This window comes from Trichocoleus sp. ST-U1 (assembly GCF_039961835.1).
Lineage (GTDB): Bacteria > Cyanobacteriota > Cyanobacteriia > Cyanobacteriales > FACHB-T130 > FACHB-T130.
In genome coordinates this window covers 1-12,827 of the sequence record NZ_JAMPJZ010000017.1, presented here as the reverse complement: position 1 = coordinate 12,827, position 12,827 = coordinate 1, and the positions used below count along the sequence as shown (strand labels likewise).

Below are 12,827 nucleotides of genomic sequence, written 5' to 3'. Positions count from 1 at the left end.
TTAAAGAAATCTTCCCCAAGGATGAGGTATTGACGATGGGGCATTGGAGCCAGACTGTAAAAGGTTTGCTAAATCTATTTCTGAAGTCCAACTGCCCACTCTGCCAGCGCCCGACTTCTCAAGAATTTTGCGAAGACTGTCAGCGGCAACTGCAACGCTGTCAGATGTCCAATCCTAACCAATTTTGGCAAGGGCAACTACCCGTGTTTGCTTGGGGCGGATATGGAGGGGCAATGAAGAGAGCGATCGCTGCCCTAAAATATGAAAACCATCCCCAACTGGCTCGTCCGTTGGGTCATTGGCTTGCTCAAGCATGGCTGAATTCTCCGGTATCCGCTCAGCTCAAATTAACCGTAGTGCCCATCCCCATGCACCCCTCCAAAGTGAGTCAGCGAGGCTACAATCAGGCAGATTTACTGGCTCAAAGCTTTTGCGATTGTACCGGCTACCCCATGCGATCGCTGGGTTTGGAACGGGTACGGGCGACAGAGGCTCAGTTTAGCTTATCTGGCACCGAGCGAGAAAAAAACTTAGCTGGCGCTTTCTCCCTTGGAAAAGAATTTCTTCGTAGCCGTCCATCTACGCCAGTGTTGTTATTAGATGACATTTATACGACAGGAGCGACGGCTCAATCTGCGGCTCAAACGCTCGCACAACATGGCATCCGAGTATATGGTTTAGTTGCAGTCGCGACTCCTAAAAGGGTGAAGGATGATGGTTGATACGAACCAATTAGCAATTACTAATGACACCCGGTGTGCAACTTTCTGTATTTTCGCCCAATCAATAGGGGTTAAGAAAAAGTGGCGCAGGGCGTAATGCACGAAATTTAATTTTTCCAAATCACTAACACCACGCCGCTGATAATCAGGCCCAAACCCACCACGCGGCTCAAAGGAATCGCTTCTCGGAAAATAAAATAACCCAGCAGCACAGAGAATACATAAGTCAGACTTACCGCAGGGCCAGCGATGCTGAGATTCACCCGCGTCAGTAGCAAAATATAAACAAAAGCCCCTAAACCATAGCAAGCCAGACCCGCTAGAAGTTCTGGTGTACCGAGAATGCTTAAAAGATGACCGATCCAATTAGCTGCATTGACTCTGCCTAACTTCAAAGCTCCAGCTTTGAGCAAAAATTGCCCTGCAACGCTCGCTAGGATCGAAATCAGGAATAACCCAAATTCTGGTGAATTCACAGAAATATCAATAAAGTGAGGAGATCCGTCTCTAAGTTTACAGCCATCCGAGGCTGAGCCAGAGCTAGAATCGACTCAAAGGGATCGCAACGTAAATTCAAGCAAATCAGAGTGTTATGACGAGCGTACTTCAGTCTCCCTATACCAGCGAGCAAATGGCGGTTTGGATACGCGGCTTGCTAATGGTTGCTTGGGCAGACGGCAATTTTGACGCCGAAGAACAGAAATTAATTTCATCGCTGACTCAGAACCAAGTAGCGCCCACAATGGATTTGGGATCGCTCGAACCGATTACTGCCGATGAATTAGCAGCGGCTTTTAAGGAAGATGCCAGAAGCGCAGAAGATTTCCTGCGTACCGCTGTGATGGTGGCAGTCGCAGATGGCGTTTATTCCTCCAGCGAGGATGAATTGCTATTCCAGTTTTGTGAGGCATTAGGACAGCAGCCGAAAGCGCTTTCATTGCTGCGGCAAACGCTGATTCCTACCTCAGAAAGCGAGATTTCCGCTGACTCGGACAAAGGAGCAGCGGCTCGGATTCGGCAGCGGGATGTGCTGCGCCCAGTACGGGTATGGCTTGATGGGTTAGAAATTCACGATCCGCGATTGGCGAGATTCTTGTGCAAAATGATTCCTGCCCAGTGCCCGTTTGAGCGCGATGTCAAGCTATTTGGTCACAAAATTGTCCACATTCCACCGCTGTGTAAGCTCAATCCCATCTACGAGCAGTTAGTGGGTTTGCGCTTTCGCGCTTTATCCTATTTGGCGGATGATTGTGGTGAAGATGTGTCACCGTATTGTTAATGGAAGACTGGCTAATGGCTAATGGTTCATGATTCATGGTTCATGGTTCATGGCATCCCGGAGCAAACGATCAATCAGTAACAATTAGCAATTAGCAAAGGAAATTTATGCAATTTATCGATCAGGTAGAAGTTGAAGTGGAGGCGGGGAAAGGCGGCGATGGAATTGTCGCTTTCCGACGGGAAAAATATGTGCCAGCTGGGGGGCCATCCGGGGGGAATGGCGGTCGCGGTGGTTCGCTGATTCTAGAGGTGGTTGAGAATTTGCAAACCTTGCTGGACTTCAAGTATACCCATCGTTTCAAGGCTGAAGACGGTTCGCGCGGAGGTCCCAATAATCGCACGGGTGCCGCGGGACGCGATCGCGTGATTCATGTTCCCCGTGGCACGATGGTTTATGATGCCGAAACGGATGAGTTGCTGAGCGATTTGGTCGAGACAGGGCAAACTTTCTGTGTGGCGAAGGGTGGCAAGGGGGGTTTGGGAAATCAGCACTTTTTGAGCAACCGCAATCGAGCGCCGGATTATGCTTTAGACGGATTGCCAGGTGAAAAACGGCAGCTGCGTTTGGAATTGAAGCTCTTAGCTGAGGTGGGGATTATTGGTTTACCCAATGCTGGTAAATCTACGCTAATTTCGGCGATTTCAGCGGCACGACCGAAGGTAGCAGATTATCCTTTTACAACGTTGGTGCCGAATCTGGGGGTGGTACGCAAACCCAGCGGTGACGGCACCGTATTTGCTGATATTCCAGGTTTAATTGAGGGTGCCCATATGGGTGCCGGGTTGGGACACGACTTTTTGCGTCATATCGAGCGTACCCGATTACTGCTGCATTTAATTGACGGGACTAGCGAAGATCCCATTAGCGCGTATCAAACGATACAGCAGGAGTTGCACTCTTACGGTCGGGGGCTAGCAAATCGTCCGCAGATTGTGGCGCTGAACAAGGTGGATGCGATCGATCCCGATCGTGATGTGGAAGCGATCGCGCAACAGCTTCGTCAGTTAAGTCATGCACCCGTATTCCTGATTTCAGGGGTTGCTGGCATTGGGCTAGATCAAATGTTGCACGAAGTTTGGCAGACCCTCGCTCAACTGGATGAACTAGCCACCATTAATCATTAATAACTAAAAATTAAAAATGCAAGAATTTATCTTTCATTTTTAATTTTTACTTCTGGTTTTTGCTGAGGATTAATCCTAACAACGCTTAAGAATTACTGAATTCTTAGCTTTGTTTGAGGCTGGAAATTTAACCAGTGTGAGTTTTTTCTCAAAACAAGCTAACAATTTTTAGTAATTAATCTTATCCTCCGCTTACTTAAGAAATAAAACTCATTTCGTTGCGACTACAGCAAGATTCCAGGCAAAACGCTTCATTAAAGGAATCTTTTTTAGAACGCCATCCATCTTTTCTAACCGTTGATAACTCGGTGCCAATCTTTCATGTTCAATAATAATTTTTTTCCAGTAACGCTCTTTATTTGGATCGATTTTTTCAATCAAATAGAAGCGTAAAAAAATCCATAGTGTTGCCAACCAAAACGTATCGTAAGACGTTTCTGAAAACTGGGATTTTACAAAATTGACAATATTAATATCCAGCGGCGTTTCATCTTCAGTCCGCACTTTCGTCGCAATCCGGCGGTACACATTAATGACTGGATTGTGTTTCAGAGGGTCCCAAAAACAAGCTTTTCCACCGGGTTTAAGCACCCGGTGCATTTCCCGAATGGCGAGTTTCGGATTGGGTAAATGGTGCAACAAATTCGAGGCGTAGACAATATCAAAACTATTATCGGGGCAATCGAGCGCGATCGCATTCATGGTTCGCCCCTCAATCTCGACGCCGTTCCTCGCTGCCAGTTGTAGGGCGATTTCCACCATGCCGGGAGAGTAGTCAGATGCCACGCACAGCGCCCCTTTTTTGGCAAAGTAAACGCTATTTTCCCCAGCACCACACCCTAAATCGAGAAGCTTTTTGCCTCTGATATCTCCCAGTCGTCTGAGGATGAAACGATTTTCAGGGGAAGTACAAGCTTCAAAATAATCTTTAACTTTGATTCCATCTACATCAATGGTGGATGCCCATTGATCGTGGAATTTTTTCTCTTTGTCAAAAATATCCATAATTAAGAATTAAACGCAAAGGTTCGCAAAGGTAAACGCAAAGGTACGCAAAGGATTTTCTCACTTTGCGTACCTCTATGGCTGTTTGCGGTTTATACTTTTTGGGAGATTACTGCCGATCGCGTCTCATCTTTTTCCAAGACAACATACAACCGATTCAGGGCGTTGACATAGGCTTGGGCGGAGGCGACGATGATATCGGTGTTGGCAGCATGACCGGAGAATACTCGATCTTGGTGCCGTAGGCGAATCGTAACTTCTCCGATGGCGTCAATTCCAGCCGTTACCGATTGAACGGAAAATTCAATCAGTTGGTTGGGGACGTTGACGACGCGGTTGATTGCCTTGTAAACGGCATCTACGGGTCCCGTCCCGATGGCGGCGTCGGTGAGTTCTTCGCCTGCGGGAGTGCGAAGTGTAACGGTTGCGGTGGGCTGAGAGTTGCTGCCGCAAGAGACTTGCACCAATTCTAAGCGGAAAAGTTCTGGGGCTTGTTGGATTTCATCGTTAGCGATCGCTTCCAAATCCCAATCGGTGATTTCTTTCTTTTTATCCGCCAAGTCTTTGAACTTCAGAAAGGCTTTATTTAACTCACTTTCTGATAGTTCAAATCCCAATTCTTTCAGTCGAGCGCTGAAGGCATGGCGACCGGAATGTTTGCCCAGTACAATCTGATTATCGGTTAAACCGATAGATTGGGCATCCATAATTTCGTAGGTGAGCTTGTTTTTCAGCACCCCATCTTGGTGAATGCCAGACTCGTGTGCAAAAGCATTTGCGCCCACAATTGCTTTATTCGGCTGCACCAACATCCCTGTTAAGTTGGAAACTAACCGAGATGTTTTGTAAATCTGCTTTGTGTCAATATTCGTGAGGGGTTCTTCTGACTCCTCTGGGCGTCCTAAAAATGGATTGTAATACTGACGCCGGACATGGAGTGCCATCACCAATTCTTCGAGTGAAGCATTCCCGGCTCTTTCGCCAATGCCGTTAATGGTGCATTCTAGCTGTCGTGCGCCATTTTTCACGGCTTCCAAGAAGTTCGCCACCGCCAAGCCTAAGTCATTATGACCGTGTACAGAAATGATTGCTTGGTCAATATTCGGCACATTCTCTTTAATTCCCTTAATTAAGTCACCAAACTCGCTGGGAGTCATGTAACCAACGGTATCGGGAATATTGACAGTTTTGGCACCCGCCGCAATTGTCCGCTCTAGCACTTGGTAGAGGAACTCTGGATCGGAGCGAGCGGCATCCATTGGGGAGAATTCTACATCGTCCATGAAGGATTTAGCATAGGCGACCATTTCTTCTGCGATCGCTAACACTTCAGCTCTTGTCTTTCTTAGCTGATATTCTAAGTGAATATCAGAGGTTGAAATAAAAGTGTGAATCCTACCTTTTACCGCTGGTTTTAGCGATTCTGCGGCAGCTTCAATATCTGCTTTGATCGCTCTTGCCAAACTACAGATAACGGGACCGTCTTCTGTCCCGACTGTCTTGGCAATTTTCTGAACTGCCTCGAAATCTCCTGGGCTAGCATAAGCGAACCCCGCTTCAATCACATCCACGCCCAAACGAGCCAATTGTCGCGCGATACTCAGCTTTTCGTCTACATTCAGAGTTGCGCCGGGGCACTGTTCCCCATCTCGAAGGGTCGTATCGAAAATAATAATCCGGTCTTGGCTAGGTTCAACGTTCATAGGTCAAAAAAACACATCCTTCAACTTTGATTCATTCGCCGTTAGTCATTAGTTCTTGCTAATTAGTTATAGCCAAAAAAACTAAGGTTTGAAGACTAATATTCAGTTTTTTCAATAAATTCCCGAATTTCATTCAGGTCTATGTAGCGGTCTGTAGCGTTTCTTAGCTCTCTCGCTATCATTCCTTCTGTGGAAACTACTGTAATATGCGTATTTTTAGAACGTAACAGTTCGATGGCTCTTTCAAAATCGCCATCTCCACTGAATAAAACTACTCGATCGTACTGTTCTACTGTATTAAACATATCAACAACAATTTCAATATCTAAGTTCGCCTTTTGCGAATAGCGACCGGAAGTGTCATCGTAATATTCTTTAAGAATTTTTGTACGGACGGTGTATCCCAAACTAATTAGTGCGTCTCGAAATCCTCGCTGATCCTGCGGATCTTTTAGCCCGGTGTACCAGAAGGCGTTGATGAGATTTGTATCGGGCTGTTCCTTTCTAAAGTATTCCAATACTCGCCTAGGATCGAAAAACCAACCATTTTTTTGTTGAGCGTAGAACATATTGTTCCCGTCTACAAAAATAGAAAGACGGTTCATTAAGAAAGCCATAGAAACTAAAACCTAAAATTTGTAGAAAAGAATTTTAGTGGAATGATTTATTCTAGCAATTTGTTACGAATAATTATTCATAAGTACTTTAGTGCAATCCCTATTCTTTTTTATCTTTCCGGATATCCCCAAAACCTGCTGGCATTCAGGAGGTTTTTAGGGCAAAATCGGCGATTAAAGTCGAAAAAGGGGAACAGCACCGATAAAGTCAAACATAACTTCTTCTTTAAACTCTACCTTAGTTGAGGACTCTATTACTGTCCTAGTGGACACTATCGTATAGTTAGGGCAAGTACTTAAGCACTGCCTTTATAGTATTTACAGGTAAGAACACCAATCACTCCAACTACCAGCATATAGCTTGCCCGTATGAACTCCCGCTATTTCTAAAGACAACAGATTTACGCAGGCGGTAACGCCAGAACCACAGTAGACTAAAACCTCCTCAGCTTGCTCTAAGCCTACCCATCGTGCGCGTTGTTCCGTCATCGGTCGTAGGTAAGATTGACTACTCGATACTTCCTGCCAAGGATAGTTTACGGCTCCGGGGATATGACCGGCAATTGGGTCAATGGGTTCTTGTTCGCCAGAAAAGCGATCGCCTTCCCGCGAATCTACCAATACCACTCCTGGCAAGTCTTTTCTAGCTTTGACGGTTTCAATATCTACTACCCAGTCTTGTCGCACCTGAGGCACAAACTTGCCTTTGTGTGGCGTTGGAAGAACGTCTGTAACCGGATATTCCTCTGCCTGCCATCCCGAAAAGCCGCCATCTAACAAAGCCACGCGATCGTGCCCTAGGTAGCGCAACAGCCACCAGAGACGTGCAGCAAAGGCAAATCGGGAATCATCATAGGCAACAACCAAGGTTTCCTGAAAATTTACCCCAATGGCTGCTAACTTCTTGGCTAATTCATCGGGATTGGGCAATGGATGCCTTCCCCCGTGCTGTCCGACGGGTGCAGAAAGGTCTTTGTTGAGATCCAGATAGTAGGCACCGGGAATGTGACTGGTGAGATACTGCTGGTGTCCCAATTCCGGATTGGCAAGGGAAAAGCGACAATCCACAACGATAACTTGCGAAAGCTCCGGAGCCGCTGCGCTAAGGTTCAGGTGTTCGGAAAGCCACTGGGCGGAAACGACAAAAGGGGTATCGGTCATTGACTTGACTGTTTGCAATCAAAACAGTGTACAAGTCTTCAGGGAGCGATCGCATCTGTGTTGCCACGGCAATAGTGGAGAAGCGATCGCGTTTCTGTTTAGAATTCAACTCCAAGTATCCATGCGGCTCACTTACAATTTATAGAGTTAACTGAGTGTTAGAACCAATAAAATAGATAGCAAGACACGAAATTATCGCTAAGCTGTAAAGGTTACATTTTGACCAAAACTAAACCAGTTTCACCAAATAAACTGCAACTCGTTTGTAATGCATTTAATCAGCGGCATGATAAACTTTTAATTCGCTTATTAGAAAGCTTTCACGAGCGGTTTTCAAGAATGAATGACCGAAAATTTCTCACTTTAGAGCTTCCATAAAGCAGCATCTTGGTAATCAGGGCTTCATATTATCTCGTATTAAAGAGGCTGAAGTGATTGATGCATTATGTAAAAAGTGGGTTCAGGAGTGGGCAAGCGTAGCCGAAGTCGTGCAGTTTGCCTAAGAGTCACTCGTCATCTGGAAAAATTAAATTTAGTTTCAACTGAGCTTAAGCAGTTTTTGCAGTGCTTTATTAACCTGCCTTCCTCTCTAAAAAATGCAAGACATGGGCATCTTCACACCTCAACTCACCGCTGATGGCTCATTCACCTTCTTTTCAGAAGAGTTTGGCGAAACTTTTCATAGCCAGCAGGGTGCAAAGAAGGAAGCCGAACTTAAGTTTGTCGAACCCACTCAACTCAGGCAAAAAGCGCATCAACCAACATTACATTTGTTGGATATTTGTTATGGTCTGGGCTATAACACCGCAGCGGCTTTGGAAATGATTTGGGAAGTGAATCCAAATTGCCGAGTGGAGTGGGTGGGGCTGGAATTAGATGCATCGGTACCAAAAGCAGCGATCGCGCATCATCTTTTGAACCACTGGAACCCAGAAAACGCTCAAATTTTCCACCAGCTAGCCACTTCTGGCAAAGTTCAGACCGAACGCCTGAATGCTCAGCTAATCGTGGGAGATGCCAGAGCCACAATTCAGCAGATATACCACTCAAACTTCCGGGCAGATGCGATTTTTCTCGATCCTTTTTCACCCCCCCGATGTCCGCAATTGTGGACGGTGGAATTCTTAAGCTGGGTTGCCAAGTGCTTAAAACCCGATGGGAGGCTTGCTACTTATTCTTGTGCGGCGGCGGTGCGGGCTGCTTTAATCGCCGCTGGGTTACAAATTGGTGCGACATTCCCGGTGGGAAGGCGATCGCCTGGAACGGTCGCTAGTTTTACAAACCTAGATATAGCGGCGCTTTCAGTACAAGAACAAGAACATTTGCACACCAAAGCTGCCATTCCCTACCGCGACCCTCCTCTGTGCGAACCCGCTGATGCGATTTTGCAGCGTCGTCAAATCGATCAACAAGCTAGCGCTTTAGAGCCAACCTCTCATTGGAAAAAGCGTTGGTTATTTCAATCTCAGCTCAGAATTCAATAGCTCTACAAGCGAGTGCTTTAGAACAAACCTCTGCTTGCAAACAGTGCGGGTTATTACAGTCCCCGATCGGGATTGAATGCGATCGCCGCAATGGTCTAGGTCTCAAACGGCGGTGTATAATCGTAGCATTCTTTGCAATCGCTCAAGTGAAAGATTATTAACTTTTAAGAACTGCCTGACCGAACCCGGACAGATAAAGAATCTCCGAATTTTGTAGGTTATCAGAAGATTAAATCGATGCCTGATGCCAGAAGACGGAAGCTGCAATCAAGATGTCTGCTAAGTGCTGTTAATATCCGTGAAAAACCCGATTCCACGGTTAAGCTATTCGCTCATACTAAAAACAAATTTATGTTATAAATCATGCTCAATTTATCAACGGCTGCTTCTTCTCAAACAAGGTTGTCTTCAGTGAGCTTTATAGGTTCGGAGTTGCCCAAAATTCTGGTGGTTGACGATCATCCCTCCAGTCGGATGACGGCGGTAGCACTGCTATCGGTGGAAGGCTACGAAGTTTTGGAGGCAGAAAGTGGGCCAGATGCATTGAAGCGTGTAGTCGAGTCCAACCCAGATTTAATTCTGCTGGATGTAATGATGCCGGGGATGGATGGGTTTGAGGTATGTCGGAAGTTAAAACAAGACGAACAAACCCGCCTGATCCCGGTCGTTTTTATCACGGCGCTAAATGATAGGCGATCGCGCATTCTGGGCATTGAAGCAGGTGGAGATGATTTTCTGACCAAACCCTTCGATCGCTTAGAACTCTCTGCCAGAGTCCGGTCTCTCGTCCAGCAAAAGCGTTTGAATGAAGACCTGGATCACGCCGAACAAGTCCTGTTCTCGATCGCCCGTAGTGTTGAAAGCCGCGATCCTGCGACAGGCGATCACTGCGAACGGCTGGTGGAAATGGGTAAAGCTTTTGGTGAATTTCTGAATCTTTCTCGCAACGAAGTTCGGGATTTGATGTGGGGCGGTTATCTCCATGACATCGGTAAAGTGGGCATTCCCGACGCCGTGCTGCTCAAAACCGGGAAACTCAACGACGAAGAATGGGTAATTATGAAGCAGCACGTCCTGATTGGTGAGAAAATTTGTCAGCCGCTGCGAACCATGCGGGGCGTCATTCCAATTATTCGCAATCACCACGAACGCTGGGATGGAACGGGTTATCCCGATGGTTTAGCTAATGAGGAGATTCCCTTTTTGGCGCAGGTTTTTCAAATTATTGATATTTACGATGCCCTGACAAGCGAACGTCCCTACAAACGCGCGTTTACATCAGCACAAGCCTTAGAAATTTTTGCAGAAGAAACGGCAAAAGGTTGGAGAAATCCTCAATTAGTAGAGAAGTTTACTGAGTTTATTCAATCAGCTCGCGTTGCTGAGGCGATGCCAGAAGCCGTGTAGGGGCAAGCTCGGATTGACTCAAAAATTTAGTCGGATGCTGGCGTCGGCTGACTGAGCCAATGTTTCACCCGGAAAGAACCACGAACGCTCTTTCATGGTTCATGCTTCATCCTTTATTCTTTTAGCTGGTCTGATAACGCGAAAAGCTGAATATGGTAGCAGTAGCAATTCTTGCAGCGGGACGTGGGACGCGGATGAAATCGGATCTGCCCAAGGTCCTACATTCCTTGGGAGGGCGATCGCTCGTCGAACGGGTTCTCCATAGTTTGTCTGAAGTCGAACCATCGCGGTGCCTCGTCATCGTTGGGTATCAAGGCGATCGCATCAAAGATGCCTTGGTAGAAGTCATCGATCGATTGCCCCCACTTCCCAATCTGGAGTTTGTTGAACAAACCCAGCAGTTGGGCACGGGTCATGCCGTCCAGCAATTACTCCCCCATCTGGAAGGCTTCACCGGCGATTTGCTGGTTTTAAATGGGGATGTCCCTTTGTTGCGATCGCAAACGCTCAAAAATCTGCTGCAAACTCACCAAGAGCATCAGAACGCCGCCACCCTCCTTACCGCCCAAATGCCAAACCCCAAAGGCTATGGGCGGGTTTTTTGTAATGGTCAAAATCTGGTCAAAGAGATTGTAGAAGACCGGGACTGCTCGCCTGCTCAAAAGCAAAATCGCCGGATTAACGCAGGAGTTTACTGCTTCAATTGGCCTCAACTGGAAAAAGTATTGCCGCAACTGGTACCGAACAATGACCAGCAGGAATACTATCTAACCGATGCGGTTAAATTCATGGAGCCGGTGATGGCTGTGGATGTGGAGGATTACCAGGAAATTCTGGGAATTAACGACCGCAAACAACTGAGTAATGCTTACGAAATTTTACAAGAGCGAGTCAAGGATGCCTGGATGGCGGCGGGTGTGACTCTCGTGAGTCCAGACACGATTACCATTGATGATACGGTAGAGTTGCAACCGGATGTAGCGATCGAACCGCAAACTCATCTGCGGGGAAATACCACGATCGCATCTGGGAGTCGCATTGGCCCTGGTAGCTTGATTGAAAATAGCCAGATTGGGGAAAATGTGACGGTGGTTTATTCCGTGGTGACTGACAGTGTGGTTAAAAAGGGCACCCGGATTGGCCCCTACGCTCATTTGCGCGGTCATGTAGAAGTCGGGGAATCTTGCCGCATCGGAAATTTTGTGGAACTGAAAAATAGCACCTTGGGCGATCGCACGAATGCTGCCCACCTGTCCTATTTAGGCGATGCCACTTTAGGAAATAAAGTGAACATCGGGGCGGGGACAATTACTGCTAATTATGACGGCGTGAAGAAGCATCGTACCAAAATCGGCGATCGCACGAAAACCGGCTCCAACAGCGTTCTGGTTGCGCCAGTGACACTGGGAGAAGACGTAACCGTTGCCGCCGGGTCTGTGGTCACGAAAGACGTTCTAGATGATTCTTTGGTAATTGCCCGTGCCCGTCAAGTCGTCAGAAAAGGCTGGCGCTTAAAACCCCAGCAGGAGTAAATCAAGATGCCAATTATCAAGTCTGTATTCTATTTCGTCTTAGCCGGGTTATGCGAAATAGGTGGAGGATATCTGATATGGCTTTGGCTGCGGGAAAATAAGAGTATTTGGTTTGCTTTCTTAGGAGCGATCGCAATGATTCTCTACGGAATCATTGCGACGCTGCAACCTGCCAATTTTGCGAGAGTTTATGCAGCTTATGGAGGTGTGTTCATCGTTCTTTCTATTCTTTGGGGATGGCAAGTAGATAAGATAGCTCCAGACAAATTTGACTTGTTAGGAGGTTGGATTGCTCTGCTTGGCACGCTGGTCGTTATGTATGCACCTAGGGGTTAATATTTTTACACCATAACTGCAAGTAGGCTGCAACCTGCCACCCTACTTGCACTTAAGAAATGAAGCCGGATAGGGTGTCACCCGTCCATTCCAAGGTATCGCCCATCTGTTCGCCAGTGTGAAAAGCAGCGAGGAGGACTTCGCTCGTTTTCCCAAATGCGATCGCTCCGGTTGCATCAATCCCAATCGCCCCAAAATCCCGCTGACGCCCACGCGCCTCGGTAAAGGAGCGCTCGAAGGCATCTGCAAGAGACAAACCATCCGTCACCCGCACCACAATCCGCGCTGCCAGACATTCATCAATAATGTCTTCTCCAATTCCCGTACAGCTAATTGCCGCTTGAGCGGTGGCGTAGTTCCCCGCAGGCATTGCGGAATCGCTGACTCGACCAATCCGCTCGAAACCCTTGCCTCCCGTCGAAGTGCCTGCGGCTAAATTTCCCTGACCGTCCAA

General features: G+C 47.1%; 13 protein-coding genes. 7 read left to right on the top strand and 6 right to left on the bottom strand.

Annotated elements, in window-relative coordinates:
• Window positions 1–35 precede the first annotated feature (35 nt).
• Window positions 36–722: a ComF family protein gene (locus tag NDA06_RS08995; RefSeq protein WP_190984914.1), complete on the top strand. Its 687-nt coding sequence runs from the start codon at window positions 36–38 to the stop codon at window positions 720–722.
• A 107-nt stretch (window positions 723–829) separates the two neighbouring features.
• Here the strand turns inward: NDA06_RS08995 and NDA06_RS08990 are convergent, their stop codons facing one another.
• A complete protein-coding gene (locus tag NDA06_RS08990) occupies window positions 830–1,198 on the bottom strand; it encodes an EamA family transporter (protein WP_190427002.1) in 369 nt (122 codons plus the stop codon).
• Window positions 1,199–1,314: 116 nt separating this feature from the next.
• Between NDA06_RS08990 and NDA06_RS08985 the strand changes: the two genes are divergently transcribed.
• Both NDA06_RS08985 and obgE read left to right on the top strand, forming a co-directional pair.
• Window positions 1,315–2,001, top strand: coding sequence for a Mo-dependent nitrogenase C-terminal domain-containing protein (locus NDA06_RS08985; RefSeq protein WP_190534055.1), 687 nt, complete (start codon window positions 1,315–1,317; stop codon window positions 1,999–2,001).
• Window positions 2,002–2,108: 107 nt separating this feature from the next.
• Window positions 2,109–3,128, top strand: a complete 1,020-nt coding sequence (gene obgE, locus NDA06_RS08980) for a GTPase ObgE (protein WP_190534057.1) — start codon at window positions 2,109–2,111, stop codon at window positions 3,126–3,128.
• A gap of 210 nt (window positions 3,129–3,338) precedes the next feature.
• On the opposite strand, the gene NDA06_RS08975 is transcribed toward obgE, so the two are convergent.
• The 4 genes from NDA06_RS08975 to NDA06_RS08960 all read right to left on the bottom strand — a co-directional run bounded on the left by NDA06_RS08975 (window position 3,339) and on the right by NDA06_RS08960 (window position 7,614).
• Window positions 3,339–4,133 carry a class I SAM-dependent methyltransferase gene (locus NDA06_RS08975; protein ID WP_190984881.1) on the bottom strand — a complete coding sequence of 265 codons (795 nt, stop codon included), beginning with the start codon at window positions 4,131–4,133 and terminating at the stop codon, window positions 3,339–3,341.
• A 92-nt stretch (window positions 4,134–4,225) separates the two neighbouring features.
• Window positions 4,226–5,836 carry a 2-isopropylmalate synthase gene (locus NDA06_RS08970; protein ID WP_190984880.1) on the bottom strand — a complete coding sequence of 537 codons (1,611 nt, stop codon included), beginning with the start codon at window positions 5,834–5,836 and terminating at the stop codon, window positions 4,226–4,228.
• A 95-nt stretch (window positions 5,837–5,931) separates the two neighbouring features.
• Entirely contained in the window at window positions 5,932–6,453 is a 522-nt protein-coding gene (locus NDA06_RS08965; RefSeq protein WP_190414139.1) for an NYN domain-containing protein, read from the bottom strand.
• Window positions 6,454–6,771: 318 nt separating this feature from the next.
• Window positions 6,772–7,614, bottom strand: coding sequence for a sulfurtransferase (locus NDA06_RS08960; protein WP_190673704.1), 843 nt, complete (start codon window positions 7,612–7,614; stop codon window positions 6,772–6,774).
• A 596-nt stretch (window positions 7,615–8,210) separates the two neighbouring features.
• Here NDA06_RS08960 and NDA06_RS08955 point away from each other — a divergent pair.
• From NDA06_RS08955 to NDA06_RS08940, 4 genes are all read left to right on the top strand, one after another.
• Window positions 8,211–9,098, top strand: a complete 888-nt coding sequence (locus NDA06_RS08955) for an MnmC family methyltransferase (RefSeq protein ID WP_190984879.1) — start codon at window positions 8,211–8,213, stop codon at window positions 9,096–9,098.
• A 363-nt stretch (window positions 9,099–9,461) separates the two neighbouring features.
• Window positions 9,462–10,505, top strand: coding sequence for a two-component system response regulator (locus NDA06_RS08950; protein WP_190534077.1), 1,044 nt, complete (start codon window positions 9,462–9,464; stop codon window positions 10,503–10,505).
• A 152-nt stretch (window positions 10,506–10,657) separates the two neighbouring features.
• Entirely contained in the window at window positions 10,658–12,037 is a 1,380-nt protein-coding gene (gene glmU / locus NDA06_RS08945) for a bifunctional UDP-N-acetylglucosamine diphosphorylase/glucosamine-1-phosphate N-acetyltransferase GlmU (RefSeq protein WP_190426984.1), read from the top strand.
• A gap of 6 nt (window positions 12,038–12,043) precedes the next feature.
• Window positions 12,044–12,373, top strand: a complete 330-nt coding sequence (locus NDA06_RS08940; RefSeq protein ID WP_190414703.1) for a YnfA family protein — start codon at window positions 12,044–12,046, stop codon at window positions 12,371–12,373.
• A 52-nt stretch (window positions 12,374–12,425) separates the two neighbouring features.
• On the opposite strand, the gene NDA06_RS08935 is transcribed toward NDA06_RS08940, so the two are convergent.
• A partial coding sequence (locus tag NDA06_RS08935; RefSeq protein WP_348251706.1) for an isoaspartyl peptidase/L-asparaginase occupies window positions 12,426–12,827 on the bottom strand: 402 nt, incomplete at its 5' end.

Bases quoted from the DNA above. Each gene is read 5' to 3' on its own strand.
- NDA06_RS08995 (WP_190984914.1), top strand. From the start codon at position 36: ATGGGGCATTGGAGCCAGACTGTAAAAGGTTTGCTAAATCTATTTCTG.
- NDA06_RS08985 (WP_190534055.1), top strand. From the start codon at position 1,315: ATGACGAGCGTACTTCAGTCTCCCTATACCAGCGAGCAAATGGCGGTT.
- obgE (WP_190534057.1), top strand. From the start codon at position 2,109: ATGCAATTTATCGATCAGGTAGAAGTTGAAGTGGAGGCGGGGAAAGGC.
- NDA06_RS08975 (WP_190984881.1), bottom strand. From the start codon at position 4,133: ATGGATATTTTTGACAAAGAGAAAAAATTCCACGATCAATGGGCATCC.
- NDA06_RS08970 (WP_190984880.1), bottom strand. From the start codon at position 5,836: ATGAACGTTGAACCTAGCCAAGACCGGATTATTATTTTCGATACGACC.
- NDA06_RS08965 (WP_190414139.1), bottom strand. From the start codon at position 6,453: ATGGCTTTCTTAATGAACCGTCTTTCTATTTTTGTAGACGGGAACAAT.
- NDA06_RS08960 (WP_190673704.1), bottom strand. From the start codon at position 7,614: ATGACCGATACCCCTTTTGTCGTTTCCGCCCAGTGGCTTTCCGAACAC.
- NDA06_RS08955 (WP_190984879.1), top strand. From the start codon at position 8,211: ATGCAAGACATGGGCATCTTCACACCTCAACTCACCGCTGATGGCTCA.
- NDA06_RS08950 (WP_190534077.1), top strand. From the start codon at position 9,462: ATGCTCAATTTATCAACGGCTGCTTCTTCTCAAACAAGGTTGTCTTCA.
- glmU (WP_190426984.1), top strand. From the start codon at position 10,658: ATGGTAGCAGTAGCAATTCTTGCAGCGGGACGTGGGACGCGGATGAAA.
- NDA06_RS08940 (WP_190414703.1), top strand. From the start codon at position 12,044: ATGCCAATTATCAAGTCTGTATTCTATTTCGTCTTAGCCGGGTTATGC.